At 72.3% G+C, this 21,610-nt stretch carries 16 protein-coding genes; 11 read left to right on the top strand and 5 right to left on the bottom strand.

Going from position 1 to position 21,610, the window contains the following annotated elements; genetic code table 11:
• Positions 1-76 precede the first annotated feature (76 nt).
• Positions 77-1,081: a DNA-3-methyladenine glycosylase family protein gene (locus CP970_RS26235; protein ID WP_055553046.1), complete on the top strand. Its 1,005-nt coding sequence runs from the start codon at positions 77-79 to the stop codon at positions 1,079-1,081.
• A gap of 144 nt (positions 1,082-1,225) precedes the next feature.
• Here the strand turns inward: CP970_RS26235 and CP970_RS26240 are convergent, their stop codons facing one another.
• The 3 genes from CP970_RS26240 to CP970_RS26250 are packed head-to-tail and all read right to left on the bottom strand — an operon-like array spanning position 1,226 to position 4,030.
• The gene (locus tag CP970_RS26240) at positions 1,226-2,527 is read right to left on the bottom strand and encodes a coenzyme F420-0:L-glutamate ligase (protein ID WP_150493998.1); all 1,302 of its coding nucleotides are present in this window, start codon (positions 2,525-2,527) and stop codon (positions 1,226-1,228) included.
• Positions 2,524-3,480, bottom strand: coding sequence for a 2-phospho-L-lactate transferase (cofD, locus tag CP970_RS26245; RefSeq protein WP_055547548.1), 957 nt, complete (start codon positions 3,478-3,480; stop codon positions 2,524-2,526). Before cofD ends, CP970_RS26240 begins: the two co-directional genes overlap by 4 nt.
• 34 nt (positions 3,481-3,514) lie before the next feature.
• Positions 3,515-4,030, bottom strand: a complete 516-nt coding sequence (locus tag CP970_RS26250) for a cysteine dioxygenase (RefSeq protein WP_055547533.1) — start codon at positions 4,028-4,030, stop codon at positions 3,515-3,517.
• A gap of 630 nt (positions 4,031-4,660) precedes the next feature.
• On the opposite strand from CP970_RS26250, the gene CP970_RS26265 reads away from it, so the two are divergent.
• From CP970_RS26265 to CP970_RS26275, 3 genes are all read left to right on the top strand, one after another.
• Positions 4,661-4,924: a WhiB family transcriptional regulator gene (locus CP970_RS26265; protein ID WP_016642094.1), complete on the top strand. Its 264-nt coding sequence runs from the start codon at positions 4,661-4,663 to the stop codon at positions 4,922-4,924.
• Between the two features lie 221 nt (positions 4,925-5,145).
• Positions 5,146-8,817 carry a glycosyltransferase family 2 protein gene (locus CP970_RS26270; protein ID WP_079043512.1) on the top strand — a complete coding sequence of 1,224 codons (3,672 nt, stop codon included), beginning with the start codon at positions 5,146-5,148 and terminating at the stop codon, positions 8,815-8,817.
• The gene (locus CP970_RS26275; protein WP_055547537.1) at positions 8,814-10,307 is read left to right on the top strand and encodes a DUF5719 family protein; all 1,494 of its coding nucleotides are present in this window, start codon (positions 8,814-8,816) and stop codon (positions 10,305-10,307) included. The genes CP970_RS26270 and CP970_RS26275 overlap by 4 nt, the downstream gene beginning before the upstream one ends.
• A gap of 46 nt (positions 10,308-10,353) precedes the next feature.
• Here the strand turns inward: CP970_RS26275 and CP970_RS26280 are convergent, their stop codons facing one another.
• Positions 10,354-10,815, bottom strand: a complete 462-nt coding sequence (locus CP970_RS26280) for a metallopeptidase family protein (RefSeq protein WP_079043513.1) — start codon at positions 10,813-10,815, stop codon at positions 10,354-10,356.
• 310 nt (positions 10,816-11,125) lie between these two features.
• Here CP970_RS26280 and CP970_RS26285 point away from each other — a divergent pair, with 310 nt between their 5' ends.
• The 7 genes from CP970_RS26285 to CP970_RS26315 all read left to right on the top strand — a co-directional run bounded on the left by CP970_RS26285 (position 11,126) and on the right by CP970_RS26315 (position 19,327).
• Positions 11,126-11,500 carry a DUF3499 domain-containing protein gene (locus tag CP970_RS26285; RefSeq protein WP_055547542.1) on the top strand — a complete coding sequence of 125 codons (375 nt, stop codon included), beginning with the start codon at positions 11,126-11,128 and terminating at the stop codon, positions 11,498-11,500.
• Between the two features lie 194 nt (positions 11,501-11,694).
• On the top strand, positions 11,695-13,311 hold the full coding sequence (locus CP970_RS26290) for an L-lactate permease (RefSeq protein ID WP_055547543.1): 1,617 nt from the start codon (positions 11,695-11,697) through the stop codon (positions 13,309-13,311).
• A 112-nt stretch (positions 13,312-13,423) separates the two neighbouring features.
• On the top strand, positions 13,424-14,788 hold the full coding sequence (locus CP970_RS26295; RefSeq protein ID WP_055547546.1) for a phosphomannomutase/phosphoglucomutase: 1,365 nt from the start codon (positions 13,424-13,426) through the stop codon (positions 14,786-14,788).
• A 773-nt stretch (positions 14,789-15,561) separates the two neighbouring features.
• Complete coding sequence (locus CP970_RS26300; protein WP_098242904.1) at positions 15,562-15,738, top strand: Trm112 family protein; 177 nt, start codon at positions 15,562-15,564, stop codon at positions 15,736-15,738.
• Between the two features lie 101 nt (positions 15,739-15,839).
• The gene (locus tag CP970_RS26305) at positions 15,840-17,039 is read left to right on the top strand and encodes an SIS domain-containing protein (RefSeq protein ID WP_055553208.1); all 1,200 of its coding nucleotides are present in this window, start codon (positions 15,840-15,842) and stop codon (positions 17,037-17,039) included.
• Between the two features lie 61 nt (positions 17,040-17,100).
• Positions 17,101-18,252, top strand: a complete 1,152-nt coding sequence (manA, locus tag CP970_RS26310; protein ID WP_055553206.1) for a mannose-6-phosphate isomerase, class I — start codon at positions 17,101-17,103, stop codon at positions 18,250-18,252.
• Between the two features lie 115 nt (positions 18,253-18,367).
• Entirely contained in the window at positions 18,368-19,327 is a 960-nt protein-coding gene (locus CP970_RS26315; RefSeq protein ID WP_055553204.1) for a cation diffusion facilitator family transporter, read from the top strand.
• 84 nt (positions 19,328-19,411) lie between these two features.
• Here the strand turns inward: CP970_RS26315 and CP970_RS26320 are convergent, their stop codons facing one another.
• Positions 19,412-21,481 carry a fructose-specific PTS transporter subunit EIIC gene (locus tag CP970_RS26320; RefSeq protein WP_055553202.1) on the bottom strand — a complete coding sequence of 690 codons (2,070 nt, stop codon included), beginning with the start codon at positions 21,479-21,481 and terminating at the stop codon, positions 19,412-19,414.
• Positions 21,482-21,610: the final 129 nt, after the last annotated feature.

Below are 21,610 nucleotides of genomic sequence, written 5' to 3' on the forward strand. Positions count from 1 at the left end.
CCGCGACCGCCCCGGGTCCGTCCACTCATCCCGGCTAACCACCCCGGCGGAGCCCCCGTCGCCTACCCTCGTGGAGATGTCCTCCCGTTTCGCCCCGCGCCCCACCCGCACCTCCGTGCGCGGTGGCGAGACGGCCGTACCGGCGGGGGTCCCGCGCCGGACCACGGCGCACCTGCCCCGTACCTGGCGGCCGCCCCACCCCCTGGACCTGGGCCTGGTCCTGGGCCCGCTGCGGCGCGGCCCGGCGGACCCCACCTTCCGTACGACACCCGACGGCTCGGTCTGGCGTGCGAGCCGCACCCCGCAGGGGCCGGGCACGCTGCGGGTCGCGCTCCGCGCGGGCACCGTCGAGGCCGAGGCGTGGGGCCCGGGCGCGGCCTGGTTCCTGGATCAACTCCCCGTACTACTGGGTGAGTTGGACGACCTCGAACCCTTCGAGCCCCGTCACCGCCTGGTCGCCGCGACGGCCCGCCGCCGACCCGGCCTGCGCCTGACCCGTACGTCCCTGGTCCTCGAATCCCTGATCCCGTCGATCCTGGAACAGAAGGTCACCACGGACGAGGCGTACCGGGCCTGGCGCCTCCTGGTCCGCAAGTACGGCGAGCCCGCACCGGGACCGACCCCCGCCCAGGCCCGCATGCACGTGATGCCGGAGCCGAGGACCTGGTCCCTGATCCCGTCCTGGGAGTGGCACAAGGCGGGCGTGGACGACAAGCGGGCGGCCACGATCCTGCGCGCGGTCGCGCGGGCGCCCCGCCTGGAGGAGGCGGCCACGATGGACCCCCTCGACGCGCAGGCCCGCTTGGAACTGATCCCCGGCATCGGCCCCTGGACCTCCGCGGAAACGGTCCAGCGCAGCAACGGCGCCCCCGACGCGGTGACCACCGGCGACCTCCACCTGCCGGGCATCATCGGCTACGCCCTCGCGGACAACCGCGACGCGGACGACGCGGAGATGCTCAGGCTCCTGACCCCGTACGAGGGCCAGCGCCACCGGGCGTCCCGCCTGATCCTCCTGAGCGGCAGAACCCCACCGCGCAGACACCCCCGGATGCCGAGGGGCAACATCGCGCCCCTGTAAGGGGCGCGGGGCTGTGACATGTGCGGCTCCGCCGCGCGGGCGCGACCAGCCACGTGCTTTTAGGGGCGCGGGGAACTGCGCGAGCAACCCCCACCCGCCCGCACCCAAAAGCGAACCCAGAACCGCCCCAGCCCCGGGGGACAGTCAGCGGACGACGAGGAAGTCCTCAACAGCCCGCCCAGCCCGAGCCGCAGGCTCACCCGCCGGGTGCCCCACGGCAACCGCCCCCATCGGGTCCCACCCCGTAGGCAGTCCAAGAACGTCCCGTACGACATCCCGGCAGAACATCGTCGACGAAACCCACGCGGAGCCGAGCCGCTCCCCGGCCAGCGCGACCAGGAAGTTCTGCACGCCCGCGCCCGCCGCGACCACGAACATCTCGCGCTCGGCGGCGTCACGCCGCTCGTCCCCGTACGCGTGGGCCCCGTCCGTCACCAGGCAGGGCACCACCAGATAGGGCGCCTTCCGCAGCAGGTCCCCCCGCCGCACCCGCTTGGCGATGGACTCCTCCGACTTGCCGTCCCGCCGCAGGTCCGCGATCCACGCGTCCCGCATGGCGTCGAGGAGCTCGACCCGCGAGGCGGCGGATTCGAGGAGCACGAAGCGCCACGGCGTCGTGTGGTGCGGCGCGGGCGCGGTCACCGCCGCGGCCACCGCCCGCCGCACCGCGCCGGGGTCGACCTCCTCGTCGGTGAACTCGCGCACGGTCCGCCGCCCCGTCACCGCTTCCCGCACGGCCTCCGACGTACCGAGCCGGAACATGTCGTCCCGCGCGCCGCGCACCAGGGCCCGCGCCCCCTCGTCCGGGTCGCCGCCCACCACGTGCGGCAGGCCGCGGACCACCGCGACGGGCAGCCCCGCGGCCTTGCCCTTGACGAGGTCCCCCGCCGCGGCGAGTTCGTCCGCGGTGGCGACGACGGTCGCGGCGAGCGCATTGCCGTACGCGTCGACGCCGCCCCGCAGGTCGTCGAGGACCCGGACTCCGGCGGCGCCGATGGCGACATCGGTGAGCCCGGCGCGCCAGGGCCTGCCGAAGGTGTCGGTGACGACGACGCCGACGTCCACGCCGAGCGCGTCGCGCAGCCCGTCCCGCACGGCGCGGGCCGAGGCGTCCGGGTCGGCGGGCAGCAACAGCACGGTCCCCGCGGGCGTGTTGGAGGCGTCGACCCCGGCCGCGGCCATCACGAGGCCCTGCCGGTTCTCGACGATGCGCAGGGTGCCGCGGCGCGCCACGACCCGCACGGTCTCCGCGTCGATGGCGGCCTCGCGGTCGTCCGCCCGGACGACGCGCCCCTCCGCCTTGCTGACGATCTTCGAGGTGACGAGGAGCACGTCCCCGTCGGCGAGGTCCGGTTCGGCGGCGGCGATCAGCTTCGCGAGGTCGTCGCCGCCGCGCACCTCGGGCAGTCCGGGGACGGCCCACACGCGGTAGCCCGGCGCGCTCACGCGCGTACCTCCGAGGCCAGCGTGAGTGCCTCCTGGGCCATGGTGGCCGCGGCGTCGACGTCGGTCATCATCAGCGGGATGGCCCGGCAGCGGATCCCGGCGCTCTCCACCCGCTCCACGACGCCCTCGTCGACGGTGTCGACGAGCCAGCCGTCGAGCAGCCCGCTGCCGTAGTGCTCGGCGACGGCCGCCGCGCTGGTCTCCACGCCGACGGCGGCGAGCACCTTGTCGGCCATGCCGCGCACGGGGGAGTCGCCGACGATGGGGGAGAGGCCGACGACCGGCACGCCCGCGTCCGCGATGGCCTCGCGGATGCCGGGCACGGCGAGGATGGTCCCGACGCTCACCACGGGGTTGGACGGCGGGAAGAGCACGACGTCGGCCTCGGCGATGGCTTCGAGGACACCGGGCGCGGGCTTGGCCTGCTCGGCGCCGACGGGCACCACGGCGTGCGCGTCCACGGAGGCGCGCAGGCGCACCCAGTACTCCTGGAAGTGCACGGCCTTCTGCTCGCCGTCCACGGTGACGGCGACGTGCGTCTCGACGCGGTCGTCGGACATGGGGATGAGCCGCACCCCTGGCTGCCACCGCTCGCACAGCGCCTGCGTGACGGCGCTGAGCGGATATCCGGCGCCCAGCATCTGCGTCCGCACGATGTGCGTGGCGAAGTCCCGGTCGCCGAGCCCGAACCACTCGGGCCCGACGCCGTACGCCGCGAGCTCTTCCTTGACCTTGAACGTCTCGTCCGTACGTCCCCAGCCCTGCTCTTCGTTGATGCCGCCGCCGAGCGTGTACATCACGGTGTCCAGGTCGGGGCAGACCTTCAACCCGAACAAGTGAATGTCGTCACCGGTGTTGCCGATGACCGTGATGTCCGCGTCGGGCGCGGCCTTCTTGAGGCCACGGAGGAAACGGGCGCCGCCGATGCCGCCGGCCAGAACCACAATGCGCATGTCCCCCAGCATGTCAGGCGGGTACGACAGCGTGTCAGGCGGTTACGACATCCTCCGGGACACCGTCCGCGGTGGCGGCGGTGCACTGTGCCGCGTGCATCGGCATCTCGGTCAGGCCGGGGTAGTAGACGTGCAGGCTGACGGCGGGCTGGAGGGAGTCGTTGACGACCTCGTGGACGTACCCCGGCGCGAAGACGCGCTGGGTGCCCGCGCCGAGCGCCCGTGCGCCCCGCGCGGTCCGCTCGGTCAACTCGCCCTCCAGAAGGGTGAGTACGCCGGACGAGTGTCCGTGGTCGTGCAGACCGCTGCCCTGTCCCGGCACCCAGGAGAGCAGCCAGACCTCGTAGCCAGGCCCGGTGCGCAGGCGGTGGTACCAGCGGCTCGTCGCGTCGTATTCGACGAGGTGTTCCCACTGGGAGCGGTCTGCGGCGATGGCGCGGGCGAGGCCGACGAACTCCGCCACGGTGGCGGGGTGCTCGCGGGCGGGCTGCAGGAGGTGCGGGACTTCGAGGATGTCGCCGGCGATCTGGAGGTCGCTGTCGCTGTTCATCGTGCGGTGGTTCCTCAACGTAAGAGTGCTGGGGTGTCGCGAAGGAAGGGTGGAGCGCGAAAACGGTGGAGCGCGAAAACGGTGGAGAGGGCTCAAAAACAGCTGGAAGGACTCAACAGCTGGAGCAGGAACAGCAACAGCGCGCATGGGCAGCACCGATGGACCCGCTGGTGCGGGTCATCGAAAGAGCCAGGTTCGCGAGCATGCCCACTAGGACACCGGCTCACACCTTCGGTGTCAACTCTATGTCCGGAATGTGGGATATGTTTCACCTCATCCGGTTGTTCTCTCAGGCGAAAGGTTTGTGCACTCGACGCACGGGACACATGGCGCAGCAACCGGCACTCAAACATCGACGTCTTTCCCTGTGAGGCTCCCCGAGGTCCGAGGGTCGGGGCCCCGAGGTCCCGCCGGGAGTGTCGTCGGTGTGGGTCGCTGACCGGCGTCGTGGTTTATGCCGATTTGAACACTTTCCGCATAGCCTTGGTTCCGCAGAGTGAATAAGGGACCCAATAGCAGATCTCGGCTTGACTGGCCCGGATCGGCACACTTGTAATTTCACTCGTGTCGTTCAGCCGAAATCGGTAACGGCAAGCACCACGGGGACGCACAGACAGACGAGGGGCGCACATGACCGAGCTGGTTCAGGAACTGCTGGTCGAGGACGCGGACGAGGAACTCGGCTGGCAGGAGCGCGCGCTGTGCGCCCAGACCGACCCCGAGTCCTTCTTCCCCGAGAAGGGCGGCTCCACGCGCGAGGCCAAGAAGGTCTGCCTCGCCTGTGAAGTCCGCTCCGAATGCCTCGAATACGCACTCGCCAACGACGAACGATTCGGCATCTGGGGCGGTTTGTCGGAGCGTGAACGACGCCGTCTGAAGAAGGCCGCCGTCTGAACATCCGGCGCGACAGCCCCGACGCCGCGTGCCGCCCGACCAATTCGGCACACACCTCCCTCAAACAATGCGCAACGAACGGCCCGTCACCCGTGGGTTATCCACAGGCGGCGGGCCGTCCTGGTGCCAGCCGTTAGTGTGGGGCCCCGTCCGAGACGCCCCAGCACCCCCGCAGGGCGCAGGCGTCCACCACAGTCCATCGAACCGGGGCCCGTACCTCGATGTCCGTGCACAGCCATTCGGCAGCCCACCAAGAGGCCGCCGCTCCCGAGTTCCCGCGGCACGTCGTGACCGCCGTCCTCGTCTCCCACGACGGCGCCCGCTGGCTGCCCGACGCCCTGGCCGGTCTGCTCGGCCAGGAGCGGCCCGTGCAGCACGCCGTGGCCGCGGACACCGGCAGCGCGGACGACTCCGCCCGCCTGGTCACCGAGGCCCTCGGCGCCGACCGCGTGCTGCACCTCGCCCGCCGCTCCGGCTTCGGCACCGCGGTCGAGGAGGCCACCCGCACCGCCGGAGTGCTCACCCCCGAAGAGCTGCCCTACCTCAAGCGCCCCAGCGGCTGGGACCCGGTCAGCAGGACCTGGCGCGACGAGGCGTACGACCTGCCGGACCTGCCGCACGGCGAGCCCGTGCAGTGGCTCTGGCTGCTGCACGACGACTGCGCGCCCGAGCCCGACGCCCTCGCCGAACTGCTGCGCGTCGTCGAGAACGAACACGAGCTCGGCAAGGACGTCGCGATCGTCGGCCCCAAGCTCCGCGGCTGGTACGACCGCAGACAGCTCCTGGAAGTCGGCGTCTCCATCGCCAACAGCGGCCGCCGCTGGACCGGCGTGGACCGGCGCGAACAGGACCAGGGCCAGCACGACCACGTGCGGCCCGTCCTCTCCGTGTCCACCGCGGGCATGCTGATCAGGCGCGACGTCTACGAACAGCTCGGCGGCTTCGACCGGCGCCTGCCCCTGATGCGCGACGACGTCGACCTGTGCTGGCGCGCGCACGCCGCGGGCCACCGCGTCCTGGTCGCCCCCGACGCCGTCGTGCGGCACGCCGAGGCGTCCTCGCGCGAGCGCCGCACCGTCGACTGCGTCGGGCGTACGGCGACGTCGCCGCACCGCGTCGACAAGGCGGGCGCCGCCTACACCCTGCTCGTCAACGCGCGTACGGCCGTGCTGCCCTGGATCCTGTTCCGGCTCGTGGTCGGCACGCTCCTGCGCACCGTCGCCTATCTGGTCGGCAAGGCGCCGGGACAGGCCCTCGACGAGATCGCCGGTCTCCTGGCGACACTGCTGCGCCCCGGCCGGATCCTCGGCGCCCGCAAGACGCGCGGCAAGTCCGCCCTCGACGCGGGCGAGATGCGGCAGCTGTTCCCGCCGCCGGGCGCCACCGTGCGCGCCACCGTCGAACAGGCGGCGGGCAGTCTCGTCGGCCGCGCCGACGCGGAGGCCCCCGCGGGCGCGGGACGGCACGGCGCCGTCGAGTCGGGCCCCGGCGGCGACGACGCCGACTTCCTGCAGATCGAACAGTTCGCCCGGCTCAAGCGCATCGCCCGCAAACCGGGACCGATGCTCTTCGTAGTGCTGCTCTTCGTCTCGCTCATCGCCTGCCGCGCCCTGCTCGGCAGCGGTGCGCTCGCGGGCGGCGCGCTGCTGCCCGCGCCCGCCGACTCCTCCGGCCTGTGGTCGCGCTACCTGGACGGCTGGCACGCCGTCGGCACCGGCGGCACCGAGGCTGCGCCGCCCTACGTGGCGCTCGTCGCGGGCCTGTCCACGCTGTTGTTCGGCTCCACCGGACTCGCCGTCACCGTGCTGCTCGTCGGCTCCGTGCCGCTGGCCGGTTTCGCCGCGTACTTCGCCTCGCGCCCGCTCGTCCAGTCCCGGCTCCTGCGCGCCTGGGCCTCGGTCGCGTACGCCTTCCTGCCCGCCGCCACCGGCGCGCTCGCGGGCGGCCGCATCGGCACCGCCGTCCTCGCCGTCCTGCTGCCGCTCATGGCGCGCGCGGGCATCGCGGCCAGCGGCCTGACCGCCGCTCACGGCACGCGCGGGACCTGGCGCGCCACGTGGGCGTACGCACTGCTGCTCACGCTCACCACGGCCTTCACGCCGATCGTCTGGCCGATCGCCCTGGTGCTCGGCCTCGCCCTCCTGGTGCTGCGCCGCGGCGACATCACGGCCTACGGCCTCCGGTTCATCGCCGCGCTCGGCACGCCGCTGCTCGTGCTCGCCCCCTGGTCCCTCTCGCTGCTGCCCTTCGGCTTCTTCCGCGAGGCGGGCCTGGAGTTCGGCACCGGCTCCGCGAGCGCGCTCGACCTGCTCGGCGGCAGCCCCGGCGGCCCCGGCACGGTGGACGGGCTGCTGCTCATCGGCGTCGTGCTCGCCGCGCTCGGCGCCCTGCTGCGCGGTGAGCGGACGCTGGCCGTGCGCACCGCCTGGGCCGTGGCCCTGGTCGCGCTGGTCTTCGCCGTCCTGTCGAACGAATCGGCCTGGGCGGGCCCGGCCACCCTCGCGTACGGCATCGCGCTCCTCGCGGCGGCCGCGCTCGGCGCCGACGGGGCACGCGCGCGTGTCGCCGAGCAGAGCTTCGGCTGGCGCCAGCCGGTCGCCGCGCTCATCGCGTTCGCGGCGGCCGCGGGGCCGTTGCTCGTCGCCGCGGGGTGGATGATCCGCGGCGCCGAAGGACCGCTGGAGCGGCGCGATCCGGTGCAGGTGCCCGCGTTCGTCGCCGAGGAGAGCGGCACGCAGGACCAGGCCCGCACCCTCGTCCTGGACAGCGAGTCGGCGGCCGAGGTCTCGTACTCGCTCGTACGGGGCTCGGGCGCGCGCCTCGGCGACGCGGAACTCACCGCCGCCGCGGCGGCGGACGACAAGCTCGACAAGATCGTCGCCCGCCTCATCGCGGGCTCCGGAGCCGACCAGGCCGACCAGCTCGGCGGCTTCGCGGTCCGCTACGTCCTCGTGCGCGAGGGCGCGCCCCGCCAGATGAGCCGCACCCTGGACGCGACGCCGGGCCTGACCCGGCTGAGCCAGGAGGACGGCAGCGCCCTGTGGCGGGTGGACCGGCAGGTCTCGCGCGCCGCCGTCGTCCCGAAGTCCGGCGACCCGGAGCCGGTCGCCGCGGGCCCGGTCGAACTGCACACGAAGATCCCCTCCGGCGACCAGGGCCGCGTCCTGCGGCTCGCCGACTCGGCCGACCCGGGCTGGACGGCCACCCTGGACGGCCGCCCGCTCGACCGGGTCACCCTGGACGGCTGGGCGCAGGGCTTCGAACTGCCCAGCGCGGGCGGCCACCTGGACGTCACCTTCGACACCCCGCTGGGCCACACGGCCTGGCTGTGGACGCAGGGCGCGCTCGCCCTCGTCCTGGTGGTGCTCGCGCTGCCGGGCCGCCGCCGCGACGTCGACGACGACCTGCCCGAAGAGCCCGTCATTCCCGCCCAGGCGGTCGAGGGCGAGGGCCGCAGGGCGCGCAGGCTGCGGGCCCAGCACGAGCAGGCGGCGCAAGAGGCGGGCCAGGACGCACCGCCGCCTCCCGCGGAGGAGAACGGCGCCGCGATCCCGCAGCAGGCACAGCCGCAGCCGCAGTCGTACGAAGAGTGGGAGGCCCCGGCGCACGCGGGCGCCGAGCACGGCACGTACGGCAGCGAGCAGCAGTACCAGGGCGGCCAGTATCCGGCCGGGTCGTACGAGCAGTCGGCGTACCCGTCGGACGCCTACCAAGGAGGCCAGTACGACCCGTACGCCTCCTACGGAGGGGCGGGCGGTGTCTACGGAGGCGGCGAGCAGCAGTACGGGCAGTACGACGACCCGTACGCGCGGCAGCAGCCCCCGATGCCGCCGAGGCCCCCGCAGCCGCCGCACGGCACCGACAGTGAGCGCCCCGACGGGAGCCAGCAGTGAACCGCACCACCCAGTCCCTGATCGCCGTGGTCGTCGTGCTCGGCGCCGTCACCGGGTACGCCGCGTCCAGCGGCCCGGACGGCACGGGCGACGACGGGGCGAAGGCCGCGGCGCGGCTGCCCGTCGAGCGCACCAGCCTGCTCTGCCCGGTGCCCAGCGCGTCGGACCTCGCCGAGACGTCGTACACGGCGTTCACCCCGAGGTCGAGCGGCACCGAGGGCACGGGCAAGGCGGAACTGCTCCCCGTGAGCAAGGCGTTGACGGACGCGGCCAAGGCCGAGGACAAGAAGAAGGTCAAGCCCTTCCTGACCCAGAAGAAGCCCGGTGAGCCGGTCGCGGGCGACGCGTCGGGCGGCGACTCGCCCGCGCTCATCGGCACCGCCGACGGCGGGTTCGCCCCCGGCTGGAGCGTGCAGCAGACCACGACGTACGCCGTGGGCAGCGGCCGCGGCGTGCAGGGCACCAACTGCACGGCGCCCGACACGGACTTCTGGTTCCCGGCCGCGAGCACCGCCAAGGACCGCAGCGACTACATCCACCTGACGAACCCCGACGACTCCGCGGCCGTCGTGGACGTCCAGCTGTTCGGTCCGAACGGCGTCGTCAAGGCCGAGGTGGGCGAGGCGATCCAGGTCCAGCCGCACTCCAGCGTCCCGGTGCTCCTCTCCACGCTCACCGGCAAGCCGTACACGAACCTCACGATGCACGTGACGGCGCGCAGCGGCCGGGTCGCGGCCCATGTGCAGTCCTCCGACGAGAAGCTCGGCGGCGACTGGCTGCCCCCGGCGGCCGCCCCCGCGAGCAGTCTCGTGCTGCCCGGCATCCCCAAGGACGCCACATCGGTGCGCCTGGTCGCCTTCACGCCGGGATCCGACGACGCGGACCTGAAGGTGCAGCTGGCCTCTCCGAACGGCTCGATCACCCCGGCGGGCCACGAGAACCTGCACGTGAAATCGGGCATGACGGCCGCCGTCGACCTCGGTGACGTCACCAAGGGCGAGCCCGGTTCGCTGATCCTGACGCCGACGGACACGGCGGTGCCCGTGGTGGCGGGGCTGCGCGTCACCCGCGGCAAGGGCAGCAAGCAGGAGACGGCGTTCATCCCCGCGGCGGACGCGGTGGGCACGCGCGCGACGGTGGCCGACAACCGCGCCAAGGGCTCCACGCTCTCCCTGGTGGCGCCGGGCAAGTCGGCGAAGGTGAAGGTCACGGCGTCGGCGGGCACCGAAGGCGGCTCACCGGCATCGAAGACGTACACGGTCAAGGGCGGTACTACCCTGGAGATCGCGGACCCGCCGGTGCCCGAAGGACTCAAGGGGACGTACGCCCTCACGGTGGAGTCGGTGTCCGGCGGCGAGGTCTACGGCTCGCGGATGCTGGCGCTGCCGGAGGACGGCATCCCGATGTTCACGGTGCAGACGCTGCCGGACGACCGGGGGACGGTCGAGGTGCCCGCGGCGCAGCGGGATCTGTCAGTGCTGCAGAAGTGACGGCAAGGCAGGGAGAAGCGGGTTCCCGCGCGCGGGGCGGCGGAGGTCATTCCTCGTCTCCGTAGCGCGGGTCCACCGACTCGGGGGAGAGGCCGAGCAGTTCGGCGACCTGTTCGACGACCACCTCGTGCACGAGGGCGGCACGCTCGTCGCGCCCCTTGGTGCGGATCTCCACGGGGCGCCGGTAGATGATGATGCGGGCGGGCTGCCCCTCGGACGCCGTGACCGTGCCGCCGAGCGGCACCACCTCGTCGTGCCACTCCCCGTCGCTCCCGTCGGAGCCGCCGAGGGGCGGCACCTCAAGGACCAGGAACTCGATCTCGGTGAGCTGCGGCCAGCGCCGCTCGAGCCGCTCCACCGAGTTCTGCACCAGGTCGGTGAAGGCTTCCGCACGGCTCGCCGAGAGCGGCACCTGGGGCGGCGCGACGGGGCCGCGCATGCCCCTGCCGTGGCGGTCGCGGCGGCGGGGCCTCGGGTCTGCTGAGCGGGGCTGTACGGGGTCGTCCATCACTGACGAAGAGTAGTCCTCGAGATCGCTCTTTCCGCACGACGCACGCCATGTCGCTTCTTGACCGTTCCGGCCAAGCTCGGGCTCGATTCCATATCTCTCCAGGACTGTCGGCCTCGCGATAAATGACGTGATTCGCGCCATGTGGTGACCGGATCCCACACCACCCGCCCCAGTAGCCACTGGTGTCCCCGCAGGTCAACGAGGCGCCCGCGCGTCACTCCGGCGCGGCGGGGAGGGCACGACACGGTGGGGTGACCTCGGGGAGAGTCGTCGCGGCCCGCTCAAGAGTGCGGTACCGTCCAACGTCGTGAGCCCTGTACGTCGCTGTTCGCGCACCGCTTGCGGCCGTCCCGCCGTCGCGACGCTGACGTACGTCTACGCCGACTCGACCGCGGTCCTCGGCCCCCTCGCCACCTACGCCGAACCCCACTGCTACGACCTGTGCGCCGAGCACTCCGAGCGGCTGACCGCGCCCCGCGGCTGGGAGGTCGTCCGGCTCGCCGACGCGTCAGGCCCCGCCCGGCCCAGCGGCGACGATCTCGAAGCCCTCGCCAACGCGGTGCGCGAGGCGGCCCGCCCGCAGCAGCGCGCGGCCGAGGCGGGCGGCGGCGCTCGGCGGGCGGACCCGATGGAGGTCGCGCGACGCGGCCATCTCCGGGTGCTGCGCTCGCCCGATTCCTGAAACGGCGTTTCCTCGTAGGGATCGGTACGGATCTGTACGGCCCCGTACGGAATGCCTCCTCTCCGTAGAGCCCTGTTATTTATCGCTGAACAACAGTCGGCGTACGCCCCATTGACGTGCCCTTGTTGCGGACACGAACATTCCCCCACTTGTGAGAGATCACTTTCCGCATCACGGAAACCGGGGGGCCGCCCGTGTTCACCCAGCAACTGGAGCCCGTGGCCGACTCGCTCGGCCTGTCCGCACTCGTCGCGACCCTGCCTCTCCTGACCGTCCTCGTCCTGCTGGGCGCCGTCCGCATGAAGGCCCACCGGGCCGGTCTCATCGGTCTCGCCGTCGCCGTCCTCGTCGCCTGGCTCGCGTACGGCATGCCGCTCGGCCAGACCGCCTCCAGCGCCGCGCAAGGGGCGCTCTTCGGCCTCTTCCCCATCCTGTGGATCGTCGTCAACGCCCTGTGGGTGTACCGGATGACGGTCCGCACCCGGCACTTCGACATCCTGCGCCGCTCCTTCGGACGGCTCTCGGACGACCCCCGCATCCAGGCGCTCGTGGTGGCCTTCTGCTTCGGCGCGCTCCTGGAGGCGCTCGCCGGATTCGGGGCGCCCGTCGCGATCAGCGCGGTCATGCTCGTCGCCCTCGGCTTCGACCCGGTGCGCGCCGCGGTCGTCGCCCTCGTCGCCAACACCGCGCCCGTGGCCTTCGGCGCCATGGGCACCCCGGTGGTGACGCTGGCTCAGGTGACGGGCCTGCCCCTGGACACCGTCGCGACCGTCGTCGGCCGCCAGACGCCGCTGCTCGCGCTCGTCGTGCCGCTGCTCCTGGTCGCCCTCGTCGACGGACGGCGCGGGCTCCGCGAGACCTGGGCACCGGCGCTGGCCTGCGGACTCGCCTTCGCCGTCGCGCAGTTCGCGGCCTCCAACTACGTCTCCGCGCAACTCGCCGACATCGGGGCGGCCCTGGCGGGAGCGGGCGCCCTGGTGGCGGTCCCCTCCGCGCGTAAACCGGCCACCGAGCCCGTCCGCGCCGCGGTCCTCACCGGCGTACGCAGCGAAGACCTCGACCAAGACGACCCGCGCCCCGAAGTGCTGCGCGCCTACGCCCCGTACGCGCTCATCGTCGCCGTTTTCTCGCTCGCCCAGATCCCGGCCGTCAAGGACCTGCTCGCGAAGGCGACCCGCACCTTCGACTGGCCCTTCCTGGACGTGGTCGACCCGACGGGGAAGCCGGTCGGCGGCAACGTGTTCTCGCTGCCGCTGGTGTCGACGGGCGGCACGCTCGTGCTGCTCGCCGGGGTGGCCACCGCCGCCGTCATCGGGGTGCACGCACGCGTGGCGGTCAGGGAATGGGTCGACACCGTCCACGAGTTGCGCTTCGCGATCCTCACCGTGACGTCCGTACTGGCCCTCGCCTACGTCATGAACCTCTCGGGGCAGGCCGCCACGATCGGGCACTACGTAGCGGCGGCCGGCGCGGGTCTCGCCTTCCTGTCACCGGTGCTCGGCTGGTTCGGTGTCGCCGTCACCGGCTCCGACACCTCGGCCAACGCGCTGTTCGGCGCCCTCCAGGTGACCGCGGCCAAGGAGTCCGGGCTCTCCCCGGAGCTCCTCGCGGCGGCCAACAGCTCCGGCGGCGTACTCGGCAAGATGATCTCCCCGCAGAATCTGACGATCGCGTGCGCCGCCGTCGGCCTGGCGGGCAAGGAGGGAGACCTGTTGCGCAAGGTGCTGCCGTGGAGCCTGGGACTGCTCCTGGTGATGTGCCTGATCGTGGTGGGCCAGAGCACGGCGGTGCTCGGCTGGATGCTGCCGTGAGGCCGCTTCCGGGGAGGCCCGGTCCGCTGTCGGCGGCAGCAGGTACTTTTGTGGTGACCGGGGAGAACTCTCCGTACTCGCTGAGCTAGCAGAACCGTAGAGAGGGTTGGCTGTGACTGCTGATCTGTCCCAGATCGTGAAGGCGTACGACGTCCGCGGGGTGGTCCCGGATCAGTGGGACGAGTCGCTCGCCGAGCTGTTCGGGGCGGCCTTCGCGCAGATCACGGCGGCGGACGCGATCGTCGTCGGGCACGACATGCGGCCCTCGTCGCCCGGCCTCTCGCGGGCCTTCGCGCGCGGTGCGGCCGCGCGCGGCGTCGACGTCACGGAGATCGGCCTCTGCTCGACGGACCAGCTCTACTACGCGTCGGGCGCGCTGAACCTGCCGGGCGCCATGTTCACGGCCTCGCACAACCCCGCCCAGTACAACGGCATCAAGATGTGCCGCGCGGGCGCCGCACCGGTCGGCCAGGACACCGGCCTCGCGGAGATCCGCGCCCTGGTGGAGGGCTGGAGCGAGTCCGGCGCCCCCGAGAGCGCGGCCACCCCTGGCACCCTCACGCAGCGCGAGACCCTCACCGATTACGCGGCGCACCTGCGCGGCCTGGTCGACCTCAGCGTCATCCGCCCGCTCAAGGTCGTCGTCGACGCGGGCAACGGCATGGGCGGACACACGGTCCCCACCGTCCTCGAAGGACTGCCCCTCGACGTCATCCCGATGTACTTCGAGCTGGACGGCACCTTCCCCAACCACGAGGCCAACCCCCTGGACCCGGCCAACATCGTGGACCTCCAGGCGCGGGTGCGCGCGGAGGGCGCCGACCTCGGCATCGCCTTCGACGGCGACGCGGACCGCTGCTTCGTGGTCGACGAGAACGGCGGCCCGGTCTCCCCGTCGGCCATCACCGCCCTGGTCGCCTCGCGCGAGCTCGCCCGGCACGGCGGCAAGGGCACGGTCATCCACAACCTCATCACCTCGTGGTCGGTCCCCGAGGTGGTGAAGGAGAACGGCGGCACGCCCGTGCGTACGCGCGTGGGCCACTCCTTCATCAAGGAGGAGATGGCCAAGACCGGCGCGATCTTCGGCGGCGAGCACTCCGCGCACTACTACTTCAAGGACTTCTGGAACGCGGACACGGGCATGCTCGCCGCGCTCCACGTCCTCGCGGCCCTCGGCGGCCAGGACGGCCCGCTGTCCGCGCTCGTCGCGCAGTACGACAGGTACGCGGGCTCCGGAGAGATCAACTCCACGGTCGACGACCAGGCCGTGCGCCTCGCCGCGATCAAGACGACGTACGAGGGCCAGGAGGGCGTCACCCTGGACGAACTCGACGGCCTCACGGTGACCGCCGCCGACTGGTGGTTCAACGTCCGCGCCTCGAACACGGAGCCCCTGCTGCGCCTGAACGTGGAGGCCCGGGACGAGACGACGATGGCCAAGGCCCGGGACGAGGCCTTGGCGATCATCCGCGGCTGAGGGCTCTGAGGGCTCTGAGGGCTCTGAGGGCTCTGAGGGCTCTGGGGCTGGGCTGAGGGCGCGGCTGACGCCTGAGGGTCCAGCCCCGGCGCGGTCGCGCTGCCCGCGCCGGTCGGTCGACGCGGGTCGGCGTGCGCTGATGCTTGTGCGACGGTCGGCTTGCGGGGATGGTCCCGCGCGGGTTGGCCTGTGCCGATGTCTCCGCGGGGGTTGACCCGTGGGGCAGCTCCTGCGGGGTCGGCTTGCGCCGACAACTCTCGTGCCGGTCGGTCTGCGCGGGCAGCTCCTGCGCGGGTCGGTCTGCGGGGCAACTCCTGCGCGGAGTGGCCTGTGTCGACGTTCCTGCACGGGTCGGTGTGCGCCCGATGCCTATGCGCCTGTCGGCCTGCGCATGCCGGTCGGTCTGCGCCGTGCCCCTGCGGGGCCGACCCGCACTGGCCAGGTCCTGCCGGGGTCGGCCCGCGTCGACAGCCCCGCACTGGCCAGCTCCTGCCGGGGTCGGCCCGCGTCGACAGCCCCGCACTGGCCAGCTCCTGCCGGGGTCGGCCCGCACCGACAGCCCCCGCACCGACCACCCACCCCCACCCTTACGCCCCCTTCCACCCCCTCCATCCCCCTCCGCCCCGCCCCACACGGAGGTAGGCTGACCAGGCCGCATCCCGCGTCGCCACGGCACGGATCCCGCTCGGAAATCCGACCGGAATCCCGCACCACGGCAGCCCGCCCCGCGGCCGCGCGACAACCCACTCGTTCAGCTTGAAGGGACCCACCCCATGCCGCTCGAAGCCGGCCTCCTGGAGATCCTCGCCTGCCCGGCCTGTCACGCCCCGCTCAAGGAGACGGACACCGAGCTGATCTGCACGGCGGACGCCAAGGAATGCGGTCTCGCCTACCCGGTCCGCGACGGCATCCCCGTGCTCCTGGTCGACGAGGCCCGCCGCCCCGCGTAAGGGCCCGCGGCCGCCGCCCCGCCCCCACAGAGGGCGCGCACGGCGCGGGACGGCGTACGACCAGCACAGGCAGGAAGCCGCGCACGGCGATCGGAGGCCCCATGCTCGACGAGTCACTCCTTGACGCCCCCGAGGCGCTCACCCGCGCGGACCGCCGCGGGCTGCTGCGGGCCGCCGCCGAGGCGGGCGCCCGCGTCCGTACGGCGGTCCGGCACTCCGCGGAGGCGGGGCTCACCGACCTCAAGCCCGACGGCCGCCCCCGCGCCATCCTGATCGCGGGCCCCGGCACCGCCGCGACCTGCGTCGCCGATCTGCTCGGCGGTCTCGCGGGCGGCGGCTGCCCGGTCGTCCGCCTCGCCCCGACCGGCGTCGCCCCCGCCGCGGGCGCCCTGCGCTGGGCACTGCCCGGCTGGGTGGGCCCCGTCGACCTGCTGCTCATCGCCACCCCCGACGGCTCGGAGCCCGGCCTCTCGCTCCTCGCCGAGCAGGCGTACCGGCGCGGCTGCACGGTCGTCGCGGTCGCCCCGGCCCGCTCGCCGCTCGCCGAGGGCGTGGAGGGCAGCCACGGCCTGACCGTCCCGATGGCCACCTCGCCGTACGGCGCCTACGAAGGCGCGCACGACGAGACCACCCGCCTCACCGCCTCCTACGAGGCGCGCCGCGTGGAGGACGAAGCCGCCCCCGGCGCCCCGGGCACCCTGTGGGCGCTGCTCGTACCGCTGCTCGTACTCCTCGACAGGACCGGCCTGATCACCGCCCCCGTCGACACCCTGCAAAAGGTCGCCGACCGGCTCGACAGCGTCGCGGAACGCTGCGGTCCGGCCATCGCGACGTACAGCAATCCCGCCAAGACGCTCGCCGTCGAGCTTGCCGACGCGCTGCCGCTCATCTGGACCGAGGGCCAGTCCGCGGGCGCCGCGGGCCGCCGTTTCGCCGCCACGCTCGCCGAGCTCGCGGGGCACGCGGCCCTCGCCGCCGAGCTGCCCGAGGCGCTGCCCGCGCACGGCGCCCTGCTCGCGGGCAATCCGACGGGCGGCGAGGACACCGACGACTTCTTCCGCGACCGCGTCGACGACGCGGCGGCGCTCCGCGCGCGCGTGGTGCTGCTCCGCGACCGGCCCGCCGACGCGGGAGGGCTCACCGCGGCGCCCGCGGCCCGCGAGCTCGCGCACGGCCACGACGTCGCGCTCAGCGAGCTGGAGCCGGAGAGCGCCGACGACCTCGAAGCCCTGGCGGAGCTGATCGCCGTCACGGATTTCGCCGCCGTTTACCTGGCGCTCGCCTCGGGGGACGGATCATGACCACCGCACTGGTCATCGCCGCAGTTCAGCATTCGCGTACGTAGCAAGGGAGCCCCCCTCCGTGGACCGCCTCACCAACACCGTCCGCCCCTACGCCTGGGGTTCCACCACCGCCATCGCGGAGCTCATCGGCGTCGAGCCGAGCGGTGAGCCGCAGGCCGAGATGTGGATGGGAGCCCACCCGGGCGCGCCGTCACGCACCGAGCGCGGCGCGCTCAACGAGCTCATCGACGCGGACCCGGAGCACGAGCTCGGCAAGGAAGCGGTCGCCAAGTTCGGCCCGCGCCTGCCCTTCCTCCTCAAGATCCTCGCCGCGGGCGCCCCGCTCTCCCTCCAGGTGCACCCCAACCTCGCGCAGGCGAAGGAGGGATACGCGGAGGAGGAGCGCCGCGGCGTCCCGATCGACGCCGCGAACCGCAACTACAAGGACGCCAACCACAAGCCCGAACTGATCTGCGCACTCACGCCGTTCGACGGCTTGTGCGGCTTCCGCGACCCCGTCGAGACCGCCACGCTCCTGGAAGGGCTCGGCGTCGACTCCCTCAAGCCGTACGTCGACCTGCTGCGCGCGCACCCCGAAGAGGCCGCGCTGCGCGAGGTCCTGACGGCCGTCCTGAGCGCCGACCCCGAGCAGATGGCCGAGACGGTCGCCGAGGTCACCTCCGCCGCCCAGCGCCTCGGCGGTGCCTACACGGCGTACGCCGGAATCGCCCACCACTACCCCGGCGACCGGGGCGTCATCGCGGCGATGCTCCTCAACCACGTCCAACTGCAGCCCGGCGAGGCCCTGTTCCTCGGCGCCGGAGTCCCGCACGCCTACCTCGACGGCCTCGGCGTCGAGATCATGGCCAACTCCGACAACGTCCTGCGCTGCGGCCTGACCCCCAAGCACGTCGACGTCCCCGAACTCCTGCGCATCGTCCGCTTCGAGGCGACCGACCCCGGCGTCCTGCGCCCCGAGGCGTCCCCCGACGGCGAAGAGGTCTACGACACCCCGATCGACGAGTTCCGCCTCTCCCGCTTCGTCCTGCCCGAGGGCGCCACCGCGCACGACCTCACCGCCGCGACCCCGCAGATCCTGCTCTGCACGGCGGGCGCGGTCCGCGCGGGCGAACTGGCCCTGGAACCCGGTCAGTCCGCATTCGTCCCCGCGGGCGAAAAGGCCGAAGTGTCTGGAGTCGGCACGGTTTTCCGTGCCACTGTGGTGGCCTGACGTACCAAGGCCCTCTCGTGCTGCAACAATGACCCACCGCAAAGCCCGGGCAAAGCACAGCACTGCCCGGGCGCCGTGGTCGGTACGTACGAAGGCGAAGGGACACCCCGCACTTATGAGCGCGTCAGGCGGAACAAAGGCGATCGTCGCGGCACTCGCCGCGAACCTCGCGATCGCGGTGGCGAAGTTCGTCGCGTTCATCTTCAGCGGCTCGTCGTCGATGCTCGCCGAGAGCGTCCACTCGCTCGCCGACTCCGGCAACCAGGGCCTGCTGCTCCTCGGCGGCAAGAAGGCCCAGCGCGAGGCGACCCCGCAACACCCCTTCGGCTACGGCCGCGAGCGCTACATCTACGCCTTCCTCGTCTCGATCGTCCTCTTCTCGGTCGGCGGCATGTTCGCGATCTACGAGGGCTACGAGAAGATCAAGAACCCGCACGAGCTGGAGCACTGGTACTGGCCCGTCGGGGTCCTGGTGTTCGCGATCATCGCGGAGGGCTTCTCCTTCCGGACCGCCATCAAGGAGTCCAACCAGACGCGCGGCAAGCTCACCTGGACGCAGTTCGTCCGCCGCGCCAAGGCCCCCGAGCTGCCCGTCGTCCTCCTGGAGGACCTCGGCGCGCTCGTCGGTCTGGTCCTCGCCCTCGGCGGCGTCGGCCTCGCGCTCGCCACCGGCGACGGCGTCTGGGACGGCATCGGCACGCTCTGCATCGGCATCCTGCTCATCCTCATCGCGATCGTCCTCGCCGCGGAGACCAAGTCCCTGCTGCTCGGCGAGGCCGCGGGCACCGAGGAAGTCACCAAGATCGAGCAGGCCCTGGTCGACGGCGACACGGTCACCAAGGTCATCCACATGCGCACGCTCCACCTCGGCCCCGAGGAACTGCTCGTCGCCGCCAAGGTCGCCGTCCAGCACGACGACACGGCCGCGGAGGTCGCCGCCGCGATCAACGCCGCGGAGGAGCGCATCCGCGCCGCGGTCCCGATCGCCCGCGTGATCTACCTCGAACCGGACATCTACAGCGAGTCGGCGGCATCCGCGGGCACGAACCCGGCGAAGGCGCCCGGCAGCCACTGAGTTCTTCTTCGTACGTACGGCGATGGGGCCCTGCACCGGTTCGGTGCAGGGCCCCATCGACGTTACGCAAAGCGACGGTCGGAGCTACCGGACCTCACGCAGCACGTCGAGGATCGCGGCGTCGTCCGGCGCCGCCTCAAGACGCTCACGGAACCCGGTGTCCATCAACTTCCGCGACAGCAGGGCGAGGATCCGCAGGTGCTCGTCCCCGGCGGCCGCCTCCGGCACGGAGATCATGAAGATCAACTTGGCCTTCGTGCCGTCGAGCGCGCCCCACTCGATGCCCTCGGACGACCGTGCGAACCCGACGAGCGGCGAGTCCACGGCATCCGTCTTGGCATGCGGGATGGCGATCTCCTCGCCGAGTCCCGTGGTGCCCTGCGCCTCGCGCCGCAGCGCGGTCCGCACCAGCTCCTCGACATCGTTGACCTTGCCGGTGGTGGCGAGCAGTTCGGCCATCTCGTGGATCGCCGCCTCCTTGTCGCCCGCGGTCAGCTGGACCTTGACGGTCCGCTCGGTGAGGTAACCGGAGAGGACTTCACCGGCGGGCTCCGGGACCGGGGCCGACGTCGTGGCCGCAGCGGCAGGGGCCTTCTGGAGACCGTCCGCCGCGACCGCCGCACCGCCCGCGGCGGCCCCGACCCCGGCGAGCACCGGCTCGGGCCCGCCGGGCACGTCGAGCAGCGGGGCACCGCGCCGCCTGCGCTCGCTGAGGTCGACCAGCGTCACGGTGGTGAGCGCGGTGACGACCGAACCGATGGCGATGGCCACGAAGAACATCGGTACGCCGCCGACGGCGCCAAGGACCGCCACGATCGGGCCACCGTGCGGCACCGCGTCCTTCACGCTCGCCATACCGGCGATCGCACCGGCGACGGCGCCGCCGAGCATGTTGGCGGGAATGACCTGCGCGGGCCGCGCGGCCGCGAAGGGGATGGCACCTTCCGAGATCCCGAACAAGCCCATGAACAACGAAGCCATGCCGGTTTCGCGTTCCTGTTGCGAGTAGAGCCGCTTGCGGATCAGCGTGGCGAGTCCCTGCCCGAGCGGCATGACCGGAATCGCGGCGGCGCACATGCCCATGACGGTCTGGTTGCCGGTCGCGATGAGCCCCGCACCGAACAGGAACGCCGTCTTGTTGACGGGGCCGCCCATGTCGAACGCGATCATCAGCCCGAGAATCGCGCCGAGCAGGATCGCGCTGGTGCCGGTCATGCCGCTGAGCCAGTCGGTCAGGTGCTCGAAGACCCAGGCGATCGGTTTGCCGATGACGTAGATGAAGAAGAGCCCGAGCGCGCTCGTCGCCACGATCGGGATCACGATGATCGGCATGATCGGCTGGACGAACTTCGGGACCTTGACCTTCTTGATCCACAGGACCAGATAGCCCGCGAGGAAGCCGGTGACGATGGCCCCGATGAAGCCCGCGCCCGCCTCGGAGTCGTACAGCGAACCGGTGTTGGCGATCCAGCCACCGATCATGCCCGGCACCAGCGCGGGCCTGTCTCCGATGGCGTACGCGATGTATCCCGACAGGATCGGCACCATCAAGGTGAAGCCGATGACGCCGATCGCGTTGACGTGCGCCCAGAACGTCCCTTCCGGGATCACATAGCCCTTGGACGTGGCGTCGCCACCGAGCGCCAGCGAGATGGCGATCAACAGCCCACCCACCACCACGAACGGAATCATGTACGAGACGCCGTTCATCAGCGCCTTGTACGCCAGGCTCCGCTCCTTGCCCCCGCCGCCACCGGAGAGCGGCTCGGCGGAACCGCCGCCACCGCCCCCGCCGTGCACGGGCGCGCTCCGCACCTGCTCGATCAGCCGCTCGGGGTGGCTGATGCCCTCGGACACCCCGACGGACAGCACGCGCTTGCCCACGAACCGGCTGCGGTCCACGTCCTTGTCGGCCGCGATGATGATGCCGTCGGCATCTCTGACATCGTTGTCAGTCAGTACGTTCTCGGCCCCGATGGAACCCTGTGTCTCCACCTTCATGTCGATGCCGAGGCTCTCCGCGGCCTGCGAAAGCTTCTCCGCGGCCATGTACGTGTGAGCGATGCCGGTCGGACAGGCGGTCACCGCGAGCAGCTTCACCTTCCGCTGCCCGCTGCTGGCCCCGCCTATCGGGGGGTCGGCCGGACTGGTCACGTGGATCTCCTAACGCCCAAACACATTTGTCGAACAAGATCGCGCGCATGTTCCCGATCTCAAGCTGATCCTGCAACACATAAGCGCAGGATCAAAAGCGCAAAGGTCCCAAATCGTCCGGGTCTGACG

The organism is Streptomyces kanamyceticus, from assembly GCF_008704495.1.
GTDB lineage: Bacteria > Actinomycetota > Actinomycetes > Streptomycetales > Streptomycetaceae > Streptomyces > Streptomyces kanamyceticus.